This is a genomic window from Flavobacterium ovatum, from assembly GCF_040703125.1.
Lineage (GTDB): Bacteria > Bacteroidota > Bacteroidia > Flavobacteriales > Flavobacteriaceae > Flavobacterium > Flavobacterium ovatum.
Genome location: NZ_CP160035.1, coordinates 2,801,629 through 2,818,462, shown reverse-complemented (window position 1 = coordinate 2,818,462; position 16,834 = coordinate 2,801,629). Strand labels below are relative to the sequence as shown.

11 protein-coding genes, 3 tRNA genes and 1 pseudogene are annotated in these 16,834 nt (G+C 35.7%); 4 read left to right on the top strand and 11 right to left on the bottom strand.

Annotation, left to right across the window (positions count from 1 at the left end):
* Positions 1-29: 29 nt before the first annotated feature.
* From ABZP37_RS11870 to ABZP37_RS11850, 5 genes are all read right to left on the bottom strand, one after another.
* Positions 30-1,055 (bottom strand): PDDEXK nuclease domain-containing protein, encoded by a 1,026-nt coding sequence (locus ABZP37_RS11870; RefSeq protein WP_366187533.1) that lies wholly within the window; start codon positions 1,053-1,055, stop codon positions 30-32.
* A complete protein-coding gene (locus ABZP37_RS11865) occupies positions 1,055-2,491 on the bottom strand; it encodes an N-6 DNA methylase (protein ID WP_366183259.1) in 1,437 nt (478 codons plus the stop codon). The genes ABZP37_RS11870 and ABZP37_RS11865 overlap by 1 nt, the downstream gene beginning before the upstream one ends.
* 228 nt (positions 2,492-2,719) lie before the next feature.
* Entirely contained in the window at positions 2,720-2,974 is a 255-nt protein-coding gene (locus tag ABZP37_RS11860; RefSeq protein WP_366183258.1) for a hypothetical protein, read from the bottom strand.
* 2 nt (positions 2,975-2,976) lie between these two features.
* Positions 2,977-5,418, bottom strand: coding sequence for an EcoAI/FtnUII family type I restriction enzme subunit R (gene hsdR, locus ABZP37_RS11855; RefSeq protein WP_366183256.1), 2,442 nt, complete (start codon positions 5,416-5,418; stop codon positions 2,977-2,979).
* Positions 5,419-6,047: 629 nt separating this feature from the next.
* Entirely contained in the window at positions 6,048-6,818 is a 771-nt protein-coding gene (locus tag ABZP37_RS11850; RefSeq protein WP_366183254.1) for a helix-turn-helix domain-containing protein, read from the bottom strand.
* A gap of 85 nt (positions 6,819-6,903) precedes the next feature.
* Between ABZP37_RS11850 and dinB the strand changes: the two genes are divergently transcribed.
* Both dinB and dnaE read left to right on the top strand, forming a co-directional pair.
* On the top strand, positions 6,904-8,085 hold the full coding sequence (gene dinB, locus ABZP37_RS11845) for a DNA polymerase IV (RefSeq protein WP_366183252.1): 1,182 nt from the start codon (positions 6,904-6,906) through the stop codon (positions 8,083-8,085).
* A gap of 3 nt (positions 8,086-8,088) precedes the next feature.
* A complete protein-coding gene (gene dnaE / locus ABZP37_RS11840; protein ID WP_366183250.1) occupies positions 8,089-11,154 on the top strand; it encodes a DNA polymerase III subunit alpha in 3,066 nt (1,021 codons plus the stop codon).
* 294 nt (positions 11,155-11,448) lie between these two features.
* Here the strand turns inward: dnaE and istB are convergent.
* The 6 genes and pseudogenes from istB to ABZP37_RS11810 all read right to left on the bottom strand — a co-directional run bounded on the left by istB (position 11,449) and on the right by ABZP37_RS11810 (position 13,860).
* Positions 11,449-12,065 (bottom strand): annotated as a pseudogene (gene istB, locus ABZP37_RS11835) (IS21-like element helper ATPase IstB).
* Positions 12,066-12,521: 456 nt separating this feature from the next.
* Positions 12,522-12,761, bottom strand: coding sequence for a hypothetical protein (locus ABZP37_RS11830; protein WP_366183249.1), 240 nt, complete (start codon positions 12,759-12,761; stop codon positions 12,522-12,524).
* 242 nt (positions 12,762-13,003) lie between these two features.
* Positions 13,004-13,129 carry a hypothetical protein gene (locus ABZP37_RS11825; protein ID WP_366183247.1) on the bottom strand — a complete coding sequence of 42 codons (126 nt, stop codon included), beginning with the start codon at positions 13,127-13,129 and terminating at the stop codon, positions 13,004-13,006.
* 411 nt (positions 13,130-13,540) lie between these two features.
* Positions 13,541-13,614: transfer RNA gene (locus ABZP37_RS11820), tRNA-Arg, on the bottom strand.
* Positions 13,615-13,649: 35 nt separating this feature from the next.
* Positions 13,650-13,727 (bottom strand) — tRNA-Pro (locus ABZP37_RS11815).
* A gap of 49 nt (positions 13,728-13,776) precedes the next feature.
* Positions 13,777-13,860 (bottom strand) — tRNA-Ser (locus ABZP37_RS11810).
* A gap of 243 nt (positions 13,861-14,103) precedes the next feature.
* Between ABZP37_RS11810 and ABZP37_RS11805 the strand changes: the two genes are divergently transcribed.
* Both ABZP37_RS11805 and ABZP37_RS11800 read left to right on the top strand, forming a co-directional pair.
* On the top strand, positions 14,104-15,282 hold the full coding sequence (locus tag ABZP37_RS11805; protein WP_366183246.1) for an acetyl-CoA C-acyltransferase: 1,179 nt from the start codon (positions 14,104-14,106) through the stop codon (positions 15,280-15,282).
* 72 nt (positions 15,283-15,354) lie between these two features.
* Positions 15,355-16,116: a C40 family peptidase gene (locus ABZP37_RS11800; RefSeq protein ID WP_366183245.1), complete on the top strand. Its 762-nt coding sequence runs from the start codon at positions 15,355-15,357 to the stop codon at positions 16,114-16,116.
* Positions 16,117-16,834 lie beyond the last annotated feature (718 nt).

Here is a 16,834-nt window from a genome sequence, read left to right as displayed (position 1 = left end):
GTATTATCAAATTCAACAAAATTACACTACTATTCTTCATCCTTACTTTGTTCAATGCGTTCATAAAATTCGTGTAGTTTGTCTTGTAATAGTTTTTTGTTGGGTAGTTTTATGGTGTATTCGCTAATCATTGTTGGCGAAAGGTTTCGGCTAAGGGCATATTCTACCACTTCGTTGTCTTTGCCTTTGCATAGCAAAATACCAATGCTTGGATTTTCGTGTTCTTTCTTGACATCACGGTCTAATGCTTCGAGGTAAAAGTTGAGTTTACCCAAGTGTTCGGGTTCAAAATCGGTGGTTTTTAACTCAAAAGCGACTAAACATTGTAGGTTTCGGTGGTAAAACAACAAATCAGTTCGATAATCTTTGTTTCCTACTTGCAAACGAAATTCTTCGTCCACAAACAAAAAATCTTTGCCCAATTCGAGCAAAAACTGTTTCATTTGCAAGATGAGTTGCTTTTGTAAATCTTTCTCAGAATGCAATTCGGGTAGGTTCAAAAACTCTAAAACATAGTTCTCTTTGAAGATGTTTTCTATTTCATTGGGCAAAACTCTCGGCAGTGCTGAGAGTTCTTGATTTGGTAAAACTCTCAACACTGTTGAGAGTTTTTCATTACTTAATATAGTGCGCTCAAAATAGGAGCTATTAATTTGTCTTTCGAGTTCCCTTACTGTATATTTTTCGTTGTATGATAATTGCAGGTAAAATTCTCTTTCTTCTGCTGTTTTTAGAGGAAAAATCAATCTATTATGACTCCAGCTTAAAACTCGCCACAGTGTGGCGAGTTTTGGAGAATCATTATAAGTTTCGTAAAACTGCTTCATTCGCCACAAGTTTTTATCCGAAAATCCTTTTAATTCAGGTTCTTGTGTTTGGATAAATTGCGCTAGTTGTTGTACAGTGGCTTTTCCCCAACCTTCATTTTGTGTTCGGGTGGTGATGTATTTTCCAATTTCCCAGTACAAATTAATAAGCTCGGTATTTACCGCTTTAAATGCATTGTATCGAGCCGTTTTTATTAAGGTTATAATTTCCGAAAACTGTGGTTCTATCATTTCACCGCTTGTTTTAATTGGTTCAATAATCCATTACTTTTTTCGAAAGAAACATGTAGCATTTCCATCAATTCGGCACTGTTGTATTCGTGTGCTTCCTCAGCTTTGGTTGGATTTTTTATATCCAAATCATAATTGCGGTCTATGATGGTTTGTATGTCAACTTTCCAAGCAATATCACTTTCCTCACGGTTGTTCCACCATTTTTTAATCGGGTTGAATTCTTTAGCTTGAATCGGTTTTGTTTTGTTGTACGCTTTTTGTCCTTCAGGCAAGCGGTGTTCGTAATACCAAACTTCTTTGGTAGGTGTTCCTTTGGTAAAAAACAATAAATTGGTCGCTACTGTTGCATAGGGTTGAAAAACCGAGTTAGGCAAACGAATAATGGTGTGTAAATTACAATCTTCTAATAGTTTTTGTCGTACACGCTGCTTTACCCCATCGCCCGTAAGTGAACCATCAGGTAAAACGATACCTGCACGACCGTCTTGTTTCAATAAATGAATCATCATAATCAGGAACAAATCGGCGCTTTCTTTGGTTCTAAAATTCTGCGGAAAGTTGGTTTCGTTATTATTGGCTACAATCCCTCCAAAAGGTGGGTTGGCCAAGATAGCGTTGACACGGTGTTTTTCGGTAAAGTTAGACAGCGGTTGGTCTAGTGCATCCCCAAAACGAATGTTAGGCACTTCCATATCGTGCAAAATCAAATTGGTGGTAGCCAATAAATACGGCAAAGGTTTGTATTCCCACCCCATTACATTCTCGGCAATGCTTTTGCGCTCTTCTACACTGTTGGCTTGCTTTTTTAAATGTTCGATAGCACAGGTCAAATACCCACCCGTTCCACAAGCGGGATCCAGAATTTTTTCGCCCAATTGTGGATCGATCATTTCGGTAATAAAACTCGTAATGGCTCTTGGTGTGTAGAATTCCCCACTTTTACCCGCACTTTGCAATCCTTTTAGAATAGCTTCGTACAATTCACCAAAAGCGTGGCGGTCTTTGGCAATATTAAAATCGATTTCGTTTAGTTTATTCAACACCTTACGAATGTTGATGCCGCTTTTCATGTAATTGTTATTCCCCTCAAAAACCTCACGTACAATGAGTGCACGACGGTTGCCCGTACTCACATCAATATTACGCAAAGCCGGAAAGAGTTGGCGGTCTACAAATTCTAGCAATTCGTCACCCGTCATGCCTTCGTCATCACCTGCCCAATTGCCTTTTTTATTCTCCCAATGAAAAAGATCTGGAATGGGTGAGTTATAATCATCATCCATTAGTTCTAATTCTTTGTCTTTGTCACTAAATATTTTAAGAAAGAGCATCCAGCCTAGTTGTTCTATGCGCTGCGCATCACCGTTTAGTCCAGTGTCTTGCCACATGATATTTTGGATGGATTTTAATATTCCTGAAATGTTGCTCATTTTATTTTATTGTGGTGTTTATTATAATTCAATAATTTGATATAAAGCCTTATATATCAATACATTTTTGTTGTTTTGGTTTAATTTAATTTTTTTTTACCAATATCCGATTTGCTATAATTATCAACAAAATATCTTTTTTTTGTTTTTTTATCTATAGTACAAGAGTGTGCTAAAGTCTTTATTTATAAGTGATTGTTGTTTTTTAGAAAATCATTTATCTTTCATTTATCTTTTTTTTGCCAAATAATAAACACGGTTTTTATTTGCTCCACTAAAATCTAACACTTCATCTTTTACCATTTTGAAAATACACTTTCTAACATCAGCAATCGCAACATCTCCTATTTTTGAATGAATAATGGAGGCAGAAAGATTGGGGCTAATTTTTAATACTTCTTCAATCAAAGCTTTTAAACGTGGTGGTTCAACATCACCAATAGTACAAGTACAAAATTTAATTTTATCAGATACAAGACACATAACTAAGCTTCTTTATACAATTCTATTTCTAAATCTCGGATAGCTTCAAGATAGTGCTCCTTGTTTCCAAAATGGCTAATAATCTCTATTGGAGAGCCGAAAGCATCAAAAGGTTTCACTCGCAAAACATCAATATTTTCGATATTTTCTACCCCTTCATCAGCATATTTATCCAATAAGGTCTCTAATACTTTTCTAGCCTGTTCCTCGTATTTGGTAAAGTAATTTCGCTTTTTAACGTTATTGGCTCTGTCTTTTCGAGTCAATGGTTGTTGGTCAAATGCTACATGGCAAATCAAATCAAATAAGTCTAATTCCCTATCAACGGCATCATACAAAGCTTCCACCATTACTCCTTGTTCTTGCAATTCCTGAATGATAGCTTGTTTCTTATCAGCTTCGTTCCAAATCAAAAGAAAGTCATCGAGTGAAGCGTACTTACCTTTGATTATTTCTTTGGTGTAATCCTTCAAGCTTACTGTAATGGGTTTTCCATTCGAATCAAAATATAACTCTCTGCTTACTAGTACTGAAACATCTACACCATTAACGTATTGCTTTACACGTTTTTTATATTCTCCATCTGAACTGGGTTCTCTTACTTCAGGTTTTTCGATTATAATTTCTTCGCCTGTAAGTTCATCAATAATAGGATCAGGATTGATTTCTTCGTCATCAATTATATTTTCCAAATCGGTGCCTTCAGTAGTTGGTTTAACCACAATTGGATCACCATCAAAAGCAGGGTCAGCAAAATTATCGGTTGCATTTCGAAAATCTAAAATTGTAAAATAGAGTTTGTTGAACTCTTCATTGATACGAGTTCCACGCCCCACTATTTGCTTGAACTTGGTCATGGAATTGATATTGGCATCCAACACAATTACTTTACACGTTTGCGCATCAACTCCCGTAGTCATTAACTCCGAAGTGGTAGCAATAACAGGATATTTTTCTTCGGGATTAATGAAATTGTCTAATTCTCGTTTTCCTTCTTCATTATCACCTGTAATTTGCATTACATATTTGTAATTTTCGGCAACCAAATCGGCATTGTGTCTCGCTATGGCATTGCGCATTCTTTCAGCATGGTCAATATCCGAACAGAAAATGATGGTTTTGGCAAAACGGTCTAGTCCTCTTAAATATTCGGTTACTTTTTGAGCAATTACATCAGTTCGCTCGTCAATTACTAGAGTTCTATCAAAATCTTTCCGATTGTAAATGCGGTCTTCTATTTCATTTCCTTCTTTATCAGTCTTTCCTTGTTCAGGTCGATAACCTTCGGTATCTACATTCAAAGCCACACGAATCACTTTGTATGGGGCTAAAAACCCATCATCAATTCCTTGCTTTAATGTATAGGTATAAACAGCTTCGCCAAAATATTCGGTGTTGCTGCTTTCCTTAGTTTCTTTTGGAGTGGCGGTCAAACCAATGTGAGTGGCTTGATTAAAATACGTTAAAATTTCTCTCCAAGCACTATCGTCTTTTGAACTTCCTCTGTGGCACTCATCAATTACAATCAAATCAAAAAAGTCAGGAGAAAAATCCTTGTAAGCATCTTCAATGCCTGGTTCATTATTAGTTAACCCTTGATATAATCCTAAGAATACTTCATACGCTTTGTCCGAAGTATCGATTCCTCGTTTTTGATTGCTAACTAACTCTTCTTTTCCATTATTGTGACTGATAACTTTCTTCTTGATCACCGTCATTTTATCCTTAAAATGCTTAAAGTCACCTTTTCGAGTTTGGTCAATTAAAGCAGTTCTATCAGCAAGGAATAAGATTCTTTTTTTGGCTCTTGACTTCCATAATCGATAAATAATCTGAAATGCGGTATAGGTTTTCCCCGTACCCGTAGCCATAACCAAAATGATTCTATTTTGACCATTGGCAATAGCTTCAACCGTCCTATTGATTGCTATTTGTTGGTAATATCTTGGTTTTCTACCAGAACCGTCTGAGAAGTATTTTTGTAAAGCTATTGTTTCGCCTATTGGCGTTACAATGCCTTTGTATTGTTTGTATTTCTGCCATAGCACTTCAGGCGAAGGAAATTCATCTAATGATAATTCTGTTTCAATACTAGCATCGGAAACCGTACGATCATGGAATAAAAAACCATCACCATTGCTACTGAAAACACATGGAATATCGAGAATAGTTGCGTAGCTCAAAGCCTGTTGTATTCCAGACCGTATAGAATGTTTGTTATCTTTGGCTTCAATTACCGCAATAGGATTGTCTTGATAGTACAATATGTAATCTGCACGTTTGCGTTCTCCACGAGAGGTTAATTTACCTCTCACGTAGATTTTTCCATCTGTAAAAAACACTTCTTCAAGTATTTGCTTTTGTAAATCCCAGCCCGCACTTACTAATGCAGGAGTAATAAACTTAGTGCAAATGTCTCTTTCTGATAAACTTTTTTTATCCATCTTATTTGTATGTAAGAAATACACTTTGCTAAGATATTGAAAAATTTAAGGTTTTTAATACGGGAAACCGCAAAGAAGTTGGTTTTTTGATGCAGGAGCATTTGTTGATTGAAAGGAACTAGTTGGAGATGAAAGATAACTACCCTACTATCACGTTTTTATACTACCTATTTACATTTTAAAGCATTTGACTTGTAATCGAAAACAATATGCTTTTTTTGGAAAAAACTTTATGAATACAAGGTTTATGAACTCTTGATAATTATGCTACAGTTCAAATAAATCATGAGCCGATTAAAACTTATAATCGGCTCATAATTTAAATAAATAGCGCTGTTCTAGATTCCAACAACTCCAAATACTTTGTTGGAAATGAGTTGGAAAACGGGAGCGTTTTGTACCATTTCACTGACAATACCTGTTAGAGTAAAAATAGCTTGGGGTATGCTCTTTTGTGGGTTTACCAATGATTCCCAACGGTCAATTATTTTTCAAGATCGTGAATTACAATGGCAATTTCAGTAATACGGCTGTTTGTCACATTGCCACCTGTTGTTTCGATATCTACTATTACGTATTCTTGCTTTTTGATTTCTTTATTGGCAGTTGAAAGTGTTACGTTTATATTTTTACAATTTGATACTGTTTTTTAAATCCTTTATTTCATTTTTTATTTCTACAAACATATTTTTGATATTGACGTTTTCCAATACCTCATTTTTTTTATCGCTACGACCAATACTACACTGGTATTCCCATATTTCAAGAATATCAGATGCACGGATTTCATAGGGTGGATAGAAATAATTATCTGATGAAACCATTAAGGAATCTTCTTTGTTTTTGTTCAGTCTTTTGTACACCATTCCCTCTGATCGTGTAATAATAATATAGGTTTTGTCACCTAAAACTTGTCCAAGCTGTTCCAAATATCTTCCTACGATTATGTCTCCATCTTGGTGTGGAGGCATAGAATCCCCTTCAACGGGAAAACCACGGTATTTACCGTTTCCGAGAAAGGGAAGTGAAATTTGTTGTAGTTGCTCAATGTATTCTGGATCGGCATAGCCATTGAGGTAGCCTGCTTTCACTTTTTGAGTAACCAATTCGATTTGGTTTTCTCCTATTTGATCAACTTGAATGGGTAAAACCAACCGATTGTTTTCTAATTTTAATAGATCTTCGATTTCAATTTTTCGAATGTCAACAGACAATAATAAATCAATACTGATTTGGTAGTATTGGGCTATTTTCTTCAATATATCATAAGGCGCTTCTGAAGTTCCATCTTCATATTTTACATAACGACCTCTTGTAATCATAAGTCTTTCGGCTACCTTTTCTTGTGAGGTTTTATGCTTCGCTCTCAAGGCTTTAATATTGTCAGAAAATAATGACATAGCTATATTGTTATAATTTGTAACAACAAATATAATACAAATTGTTATTATCTGTGCTAATTTTGTTGATTCAAAATTAAGTAAAATGATACGCTCAATTGTACATATGGATTTGGATACATTTTTTGTTTCTTGTGAACGGTTGAATAATTCACAATTGGAAGGCATTCCTTTAATTATCGGTGGTGGTGACCGTGGAGTAGTTTCCTCTTGTTCCTATGAAGCTCGACGCTTTGGTGTTCGTTCGGCAATGCCAACTTCTATGGCACTAAAACTTTGTCCTCAGGCAAAAGTTATTAAAGGCGATATGGAACGCTATTCGCAATTGTCACATTTGGTTACTGAAGTGATACAAGAAAAAGCACCTATTGTGGAGAAAGCCAGTATTGATGAATTCTATTTAGATATTACTGGAATGGATCGATTTTATGGTTGCTATCAATGGACAAATGAATTGGCTCAACGTGTACTTCAAGAAACTGGATTACCCATTAGCTTTGCTTTGTCCATCAATAAAACGGTTTCTAAAATTGGAACTGGAGAAGGAAAACCCAAAGGACATTTGGATATTCCAGAAGATAAAGTTCGCTCTTTTTTGAATCCCTTATCTATACAGAAAATACCAATGGTTGGCGATGTTACTTTTCAGTTGTTGTCTCGAATAGGTATAAGAACTATAAAAACACTTTCAGAAATGCCAGCCGAAGTTTTGCAACGAATGATTGGAAAAAATGGGGTGGATATTTGGAAAAAAGCCAATGGAATTGATAATAATCCTGTGGAACCTTACACAGAACGCAAAGCAATTTCAAGCGAACATACTTTTATACAAGATACTATTGATATTATACAACTCAAATCAGTTCTTTCAGGGATGGTAGAAAAACTAGCCTTCCAATTACGCTCTGAAGAATGGTTAACATCAACTGTGGTAGTAAAAATACGCTATGCTAATTTTGATACGGAAACCAAACAATGTAAAATAGCCTATACCTCCGCTGACCATTTACTCACTCAAAAAGTATTGGGTTTATTTGATTTGCTCTATCAACGCAGAATGCGCTTGCGCTTAGTGGGTATTCGGTTTACTGGATTGGTTCGTGGCACGTATCAAATTGACTTATTTGAGGATACACAAGAAATGTTTTCACTTTATGCTGCTATGGATAAAATGAAAAGTCGCTACGGCTTTGATGCGGTAATGCGCTGTGGTGGAGCTTCAATGAAACCCAATAATAAGGATTCAATTTTAAAACGTAAATCCTAAGATATGTATCTCAACTGCCATTCTTTTCACTCCTTGCGTTACGGTACAATTCCCTTGGACGATCTAATTGATAAAGCAGTTCATTGCGGAATAACTGCAATGGCTTTGACTGATATTAATACCGTAACAGGAATTTATGATTTTATATCTGAATGTAAAAATGTAAACATTAAACCTTTGGTAGGGATTGATTTTCGATGTGGTAACGATTTTCGGTATATTGGGCTGGCACAAAATACAAAAGGTTTAGCTGAAATGAATCGGTTTTTGACGCATCATAATTTTAAAGAAATCGCTCTACCGAAAATAGCACCTGAATTTGAATTTGTTACAATCATTTATGATTTTAAAAACGCTCCCGCCATATTAAAATCAAATGAATATATTGGAATTCGTCCTGAAGAAGTAACAAAACTTTTCGGTTATAAAGGTGATTTTAAAAAACTAATGATCCTGCAACCCGTTACTTTTCGAACCAAACAAGAATACCAATTGCATAAAATTCTAAGAGCCATTGATAATAATATTTTGTTATCAAAACTGCAAATTTCTGATATAGCCACTTCAACTGAAGTAATGGTTTCAGAGGAACGTTTGTTGGCTGTATATAAAGAATATCCGAAATTGATTGCCAATACAAAAGCAATTATTGATAGTTGTGATTTTCAGTTTAATTTTGACACTCCCAAAAATAAAAAGTATTATACCAATTCAAAAGAGAGTGATATAGCTTTGCTGACTACCCTAGCCCATCAAGGAATGCAATGGCGGTATGGAAATAACAATGAAGCTGCTTTGGCACGAGTTTATAAAGAACTTAAAGTCATTGATGAATTACAATTCAGTGGATATTTTTTAATTACATGGGATATTATTAGATATAGTAACAGTCGTGGTTTTTTGCATATCGGAAGAGGGAGTGGAGCTAATTCGATTATAGCTTATTGCTTGGGAATTACTGACATTTGCCCCATAGAATTGGATTTGTATTTTGAACGTTTTTTGAATGAAAACAGAAAGAGTCCACCTGATTTTGATATTGACTGGAGTTGGCAAGAACGGGATATTATTTTAGAATACATATTCAATCGTTATGGATATGAAAATGTAGCTTTTTGTGGTACAAATGTAGAATTTAAGTACCGTTCTATTTTTCGAGAAGTTGGCAAAGTATTTGGATTACCTAAAGATGAATTGGATCATTTGGCTAAAAATCCAATGCGGTTGCAGCAAACCAATAGCGTTGTAAAAATGGTGCAAGAGTATGGAATGTTATTGGAAAAATATCCCAACCAACGCAGTATGCATTCCTGTGGTATTATCATTTCTGAAGAACCCATTACCAATTATACTCCTTTGGAAATGCCTCCCAAAGGTTTTCCGATTGTGCTTTTTGATATGCACGTAGCGGAATCAATAGGTTTTGAAAAGTTCGATATACTGAGTCAACGTGGGATTGGGCATATTGATGAAACTGTGAAATTGGTTGCTAAAAACAGAGGGATTCAAATCAATATTAGAGATACAAGAATTTCAAAGAATGAGCTGAAAGCGAATTCGTTTTTATCGCAAGGAAAAACTATTGGTTGCTTTTATATTGAGAGTCCTGCTATGCGTGGTTTGTTACGTCGATTAAAATGTGATAATTACAAAACATTGGTTGCAGCTTCCTCGATTATTCGTCCTGGTGTTGCTAAGTCTGGAATGATGAAAGAGTATATTTTTAGGCACAATCATCCTACTCAATTTGAGTATTTTCACAAAGTATTTGAAGAACAATTAGGAGAAACCTATGGTATAATGGTTTATCAAGAGGATGTGATTAAAATTGCGTTGCATTATGGTGGTTTACCTGCTGCCGATGGAGATATTTTACGCAGAGCAATGAGTGGCAAAGGTCGTTCGTTGGCTGCTTTACAAAAAGTGAAGGATCACTTTTTTGCAAGTTGCTTGAAACAAGGTCATCCTGATGCACTAAGTCAAGAAATATATCGACAAATAGAGTCTTTTGCAGGTTATTCTTTTTGCAAAGCACACTCTGCTTCCTATGCCGTGGAAAGTTATCAGAGTTTGTATTTGAAAGTCTATTATCCTATTGAGTTTATGGTTGCTGTTATCAATAATCAAGGTGGCTTTTATCGAACTGAAGTGTATGTACACGAAGCACGGATGGCGGGTGCAATCGTTAATAATCCATGCGTGAATAAAAGTGAATTTAAAACCAACTTGTATGGTACAACTATTTATTTAGGTTTTATGCTTTTACAAGGTTTGCCTTCAAAGCTAGCTGAAGCAATTGTTAAAGAACGTGAGCTTAATGGACAATATAATTCTTTAGATGATTTTTGCAATCGAGTAACCATTGGTATAGAAAGTTTGAAACTCTTAATTTTTATTGGTGCTTTTCGAGAAACTGGCAAAACTAAAAATCAGTTGCTCATTCTTGCGAGTTTGTTATTCAATTCCTCCGCAATAGAAAATCAAATGTTGCTGTTGCAAGAATCTGTTAAAGAATACAAATTACCCACTTTGGAACGTTCTCGTTTTGAAGATGCTTTTGATGAAATTGATCTTCTAGATTTTCCCACCTCCCATTCAGTTTTTGATTTGTTACAAACCCCTTACCGTGGGGATGTTATGTCTAATCAATTAAGCTTACATCATAAGAAGCAAGTTCGGATGTTGGGCTATTTGATTTCCAGAAAGCAAGTTCCCACAGTAAGAGGAACAATGTATTTTGGTACTTGGATTGATTATGAAGGCAATTATTTTGATACTACTCATTTTCCTGATAATTTGCTTCAATTTCCTTTTCAAGGTGGTGGATGTTATTTATTATTGGGTACTGTTGAGGTGGATTATCATTTTCCAACTTTGACAATTCTAAAAATGGCAAAAATGCCATTTGTAAATGATCCTAGGTATTCGGATGCCATAGACCATCAGTTAAGAACACAACAAAATATTAAAGAAGATATTAGTGGCACTGATCGGGAACCTTATCCAAGGGCCCATGAAATTAATTTACCTAGAAAGATTATAATTACAAATACAACAAAATTAATTTGATAGATAATTGATTACACTAAAATTATATTTAAATGGTGAAAATTAATTTTATGTTTCAATAATACAATTAAATAAAATTCAAATATTGAAAAAAAGTAATACTATTCTTTCTTCGTGAGATTGTTAAATAAATATAAAAAAAACACCAAAAAAATCCTTATTTTTGACCATGCTAATTTCTGTAGCTCAATATAGCAGGCCTAAAAAAAGCTGTACCTCGACTGTACCTTCAAACGCTATAGCCCATCAATACTGGTGTTCTATATTTCTGTATTGTTAATTAGTATTCAAATATTATCCCTTGTTTATGCTTTTTTTCTTTCTCATAGATTCTCCATGGAGTTCGATTCGGTGAGATTGATGTATTAACCTATCCAAAATTGCATCAGCTATGGTTTTCTCTCCAATGATGTCACACCAACCTAGCGCTGGGATTTGGGATGTTACAATAATAGAACCACTGTTATGCCTGTCTTCAATGATTTCTAAAAGAGTAATTCGATTGTGACTATCTAATGCCTGGAGTCCAAAATCGTCCAGTATAATAACGTCTTTTCTTTCTGTTTTAGCCAATTCTCGCAGATAAGAATCATCTGCTTTGGCCATTTTTAATTTAGCAAACAACTTCGAAGTCTTAAAATAACTTACTTTAAAGCCTTGTACACAGGCTTGATAACCTAATGCGGTGCCTAAATAAATTTTGCAGAGACCAGTGCTTCCTGTGATTAAAATGTTTTCATTTTTTCTACAAATTCACATTCTGAAAGACGTAGTATGGTCTTTCGATCCAGATTACGAGTCTGGTTAAAATTGATACTTTCAATATTTGATTTGTAATGGAATCGAGCGTTGGTGATACTGCGAGCAATACGTTGATTGTGCCTTTCATCCCATTCGGCATCAATTAGCATCTATACAAATTGATCAAGTGTGTAATGGTCTGTTTTTCCGCTTTCAATGGCCGTTTTAAAAGCATTATGCATGCCAAAAAGCTTCATTTGTTTCATTTTTGTTACTGTGGATACATTCATGATTACTTGTTCTTACTCAAAATCAATATGGTCTAAGTTATTTTCTAAGATGTTTTGTATAGTCTTAAAATTCTAAATTTTAAAATCAAGTGCCCGTTTACAGGCATTTATTAATCGCAGCTTACCAACCTTTTTTCGAAGTTTAGTATTCCTAAACAACTTTTATAATCCTACTCAGGGTGGTTTCTGCTTTCGATTATTTGCAAAATATATTCTCCAACGGACTCATCAATACTACTAGCTCAATCAATGAAGTGAGCAACGCTCCACGGGGCTATAAATTTATGCGTACCGGCTAAATGCCCTGGGATTTTGTTATAAACATACGGTTTGTAATTACTTGGATGAATGGCTAACCGATTGTATTTGTAATAGATCTCTACCGTTAATTTGGTATACAATAGTTTCGCTTTTTTTCTTTACATATTGATACGGAACACTGTAATAATTTTTGTCTTGTCTTAATTGAACATGCCCATTTTGCATGATAGTAGCAAAGGATTGGTATTTGATTTCAAAGCGTTCTTGTGGCAGTGGGCGCAGTTTTTCTTTTTCATCTTCTAAAAATACTTCCAAGCGAGAATATGGACGTCCCGAGAGTTTTAGACTATTATGGGTGTCTAATAAATCCCATATCTGCTGATTTAATTCTTCCAGAGAAAAGAATTAAGTTTCTTTTAGACCGACATAAATCCTTCTGTATAATATCTTAACAACTCCTTCAACTAACGACTTATCCTTGGATTTATAGGCTCTTCCAGGCAAGATTGTAATTTAATAATGTCGGCTAAATCAGCTAAGGTTTCATTAATTGTGGATTAAAAACGACTGTTTTTTATCACTGCAGATTTTAAATTATCAGGAACAATTGCCGCTGGAGCGCCTTCGGAAAAACGCATAGCATTTTCTACAGAAGTGACGAAATATTCTTTTTGTTGGCTCATAGAAGCATAAGTATATTGACTGGCTACTTATGAATAACTTACTCTTTCCTTCATAATAGATTTAATTACTTTTCTAATTTTACTCATGTCTGTTATTTTTTTTTCCATAATCCGTGTTTTTTTTTTAACGAATGTATGGTTCTAACAACATGAAAAAGTCCGTAGTTTTTAATAATCAATTTACCCCGAAATTTGGTGGTCAGTTTGAACTGGAAAGTGGTAATCAACTTGACCGTTTTTTCCATCCAGTAGTAATTTGGTTTATTCCCATAATTTTAATTTTTTATTTATCAAAAATAGGGAACAATAAGCGGAGAATTATTTACTTCATTTGACTATAATGTTCGTCAAATGTTCGTTACAAGGCATAAAAAAAGCCCTTACATTTATGTAAAGGCTTTATTTTCAAAGTGAAGGCAGAAGGATTCGAACCTTCGACCGCCTGCTTAGAAGGCAGGTGCTCTATCCAGCTGAGCTATGCCTCCATTTATCTTTTAAAACTTAAATGGAAAAAGTTTTTTGGTCGGGGTGGCAGGATTCGAACCTGCGGCCTCCTGCTCCCAAAGCAGGCGCGATAACCGAGCTACGCTACACCCCGTAACATTTTTTCAATAAACAAATTTTAAAATCTAAATTTTAAAATTATGCGGAGGGACAGGGACTCGAACCCTGGCACCGGTTACCCGATGACAGTTTAGCAAACTGCTCCATTACCACTCTGGCACCCCTCCTAAGCTCAGAGAAACTTGTCTCGTTTTGCGGTTGCAAATTTAGGACATCAGACCGTTACTCACAACTATTTTAGCACTTTTTTTTATAGTTTTTTCATAATAATTCAAAACACATTAACAATCAAACATATAGAAATTTTATTATACCTAAATTAATTTGTTATTAGTACAATCGTGAAATCAAAATCAAAAAATTGTCTAAAAAATAGTAAATTTGCTTAGCTAACCCAATAATCAACCAGTATGAGCCCAAAAATAGTCATTGTTTCTGCAGTCAGAACTCCAATAGGAAGTTTTATGGGAGGTCTCTCCTCTATTCCTGCACCAGAACTCGGTGCTATTGCCATCAAGGGTGCTTTAGACAAAATACAGTTAGACCCATCTTTGATAGATGAAGTTTATATGGGACAAGTGGTTCAAGCTGGTGCAGGTCAAGCACCCGCACGACAAGCCGCAATACTAGCAGGGCTACCTGATACAGTACCTTGTACCACCGTGAATAAAGTATGCGCATCCGGGATGAAAGCCGTGATGTTTGCCTCTCAAGCCATTGCTTGTGGTGATGCCGAAATTGTTGTGGCAGGTGGTATGGAAAACATGAGTATGATTCCACATTACATGCATTTGCGTAGCGGAACTAAATTTGGACCAGCCACACTCGTTGACGGAATGCAGAAAGATGGCCTTACCGACGCTTATGACAATCAAGCCATGGGTGTTTGTGCCGATTTATGCGCAACAGAATATAAAATATCTCGTGAAGAACAAGATGCCTACGCAATCGAATCATATACTCGCTCTGCAAACGCATGGGCAAACGGAAAATTCGAAAACGAAATTGTTCCTGTAGCCGTAAAACAGCGCAAAGGAGATCCGATTATCATTAGTAAAGACGAAGAGTTCACCAATGTAATGCTGGAAAAAATTCCCTCGTTAAGAGCTGTTTTTACCCCAGATGGAACTGTAACAGCTGCAAACGCTTCTACTATCAATGACGGAGCTGCCGCTTTAGTCTTGATGAGTGAAGAAAAAGCCATCAGTTTAGGTATAAAACCTTTAGCATATATAAAAAGTTATGCTGACGCTGCACAAGAGTCTAAATGGTTTACTACTAGTCCTTCCAAAGCCTTGCCTAAAGCCCTAGCCAAAGCAGGAATCAATCTGAATCAAGTAGATTATTTTGAACTCAACGAAGCCTTTGCCGTAGTAGGTTTGGCAAACGCAAAGATTCTAAATATAGACACCAACAAAATCAACATAAATGGAGGAGCAGTTTCCCTTGGCCACCCTTTAGGTTGTTCAGGAGCGCGAATTCTGGTGACTTTGATTAATGTTTTAGAACAAAACAAAAGCAAGATAGGTGCCGCAGCCATTTGTAACGGTGGTGGTGGTGCATCGGCAGTGGTGATCGAAAAAGCATAAATAATAAATCAGTGCTAAGTCATATTTACAAATTACAATAAGATTTAGACCTCAACTCATAAAATACAATACATGTTCGGAATTTGCAATCTGGCTATAATCCCCCTTCGGTTTGAACCGTCGGATCGATCTGAAATCGTTTCACAAGTACTCTTTGGAGAACATTTCAAAGTTTTGGAACAACTCAAACAATGGTATCGCATCCAATTGCAATATGATGGATACGAAGGCTGGATTGACTCCAAACAATGCCAACTTATTTCCGAAGCCAATTACAATCAGCTGTCCAATGACACCATCATTCTCAATGCCGATTTGATTGAATATATCACCACGCCTACCAATTTGTTGATTCCTATTCCGTTAGGGGCTTCGCTTTCTTTTATATATAATAGCGAAATCAACATCAGTAATTTTGAATTCGAGGGAACCAAAGTCAACGGTATCAAGAATAAAACGAACCTCATCAATACAGCGTACTTATATTTAAACGCACCTTATCTTTGGGGCGGAAAAACGCCTTTTGGAGTCGATTGCTCGGGCTTCACTCAAATGGTGTACAAACTCAATGGTTATAAACTACTTCGCGATGCCTCACAGCAAGCAGCACAAGGCGAACCACTCAGTTTTATCGAAGAAAGTGAACCAGGAGATTTGGCATTTTTTGATAATGAAGAAGGAAACATCACCCACGTTGGTATCATTATGGCCGATAATTACATCATTCACGCCAGCGGAAAAATACGTATCGACCGCCTAGACCACCTTGGCATCTACAATCCCGAAACCAACAGACACACCCATAAATTGAGAGTCATCAAAAAAATCATATAACAGCAAGGCGAAAATTAATAGTTTTCGCTTTTTTTTGTGCCTCATCCTGCTGTCCGCTATAGCCTTCCCTCAAAATCCTTTTTTTACTAGGTCATTGCAGGAGCTTCCTCTGGTCGCTCTGCATTTCCCGTAAAAAATAGTCTTTTTTCAGTCAGGGCTGCCGCTACCATCAGGGGCAAATCCGTAATCAAGGACTATTCGATAAAAATTAAAATACCTATCTCCAAAACCAATTCCTTTGAAACCAAAAAAGGAACCAAAATTGATTTTACTCAACTTCGATTCCTTTTATTTTGCAGAACTACTTTGTATCAGCTTGCTTGGATCCTTTCAGGATGACAGACTAATCGGCTTTCCTTTGTGAATTTATTCGCAAAAATAATAGCAGTAAATAATCTCGACTTCGCTACCTATGACGTTTTGCTTTAAATGCCTGATTTACAAATACTTAAAAAACACACCCCTAACCCCTCTCAAGAGGGGAATTAGAAGTGCTAACATTCAAATAACGTCATTTTATATTGCTTTTTTTAGAATAAAAATTACTCCTCGATTTGACAAAATGCAAAACTGTAAATTCAATGATAAAATTGTATTAAATTGCACATAGTTGGGCGCTTTTAAGCGTACTAAACTTATATGAACTTCTATTTCTTATATGGTTCAAAAAATCACAATAAAAAACTTAAATGACTTATATGGTAAAAACCCTTTTGCG

Excerpts from the sequence above, each read along its gene's own strand:
- ABZP37_RS11850 (WP_366183254.1), bottom strand. The coding sequence starts at position 6,818 with ATGTCATTATTTTCTGACAATATTAAAGCCTTGAGAGCGAAGCATAAA.
- dinB (WP_366183252.1), top strand. The coding sequence starts at position 6,904 with ATGATACGCTCAATTGTACATATGGATTTGGATACATTTTTTGTTTCT.
- dnaE (WP_366183250.1), top strand. The coding sequence starts at position 8,089 with ATGTATCTCAACTGCCATTCTTTTCACTCCTTGCGTTACGGTACAATT.
- hsdR (WP_366183256.1), bottom strand. The coding sequence starts at position 5,418 with ATGGATAAAAAAAGTTTATCAGAAAGAGACATTTGCACTAAGTTTATT.
- ABZP37_RS11825 (WP_366183247.1), bottom strand. The coding sequence starts at position 13,129 with ATGAGCCAACAAAAAGAATATTTCGTCACTTCTGTAGAAAATGCTATG.
- ABZP37_RS11805 (WP_366183246.1), top strand. The coding sequence starts at position 14,104 with ATGAGCCCAAAAATAGTCATTGTTTCTGCAGTCAGAACTCCAATAGGA.
- ABZP37_RS11860 (WP_366183258.1), bottom strand. The coding sequence starts at position 2,974 with ATGTGTCTTGTATCTGATAAAATTAAATTTTGTACTTGTACTATTGGT.
- ABZP37_RS11865 (WP_366183259.1), bottom strand. The coding sequence starts at position 2,491 with ATGAGCAACATTTCAGGAATATTAAAATCCATCCAAAATATCATGTGG.
- ABZP37_RS11800 (WP_366183245.1), top strand. The coding sequence starts at position 15,355 with ATGTTCGGAATTTGCAATCTGGCTATAATCCCCCTTCGGTTTGAACCG.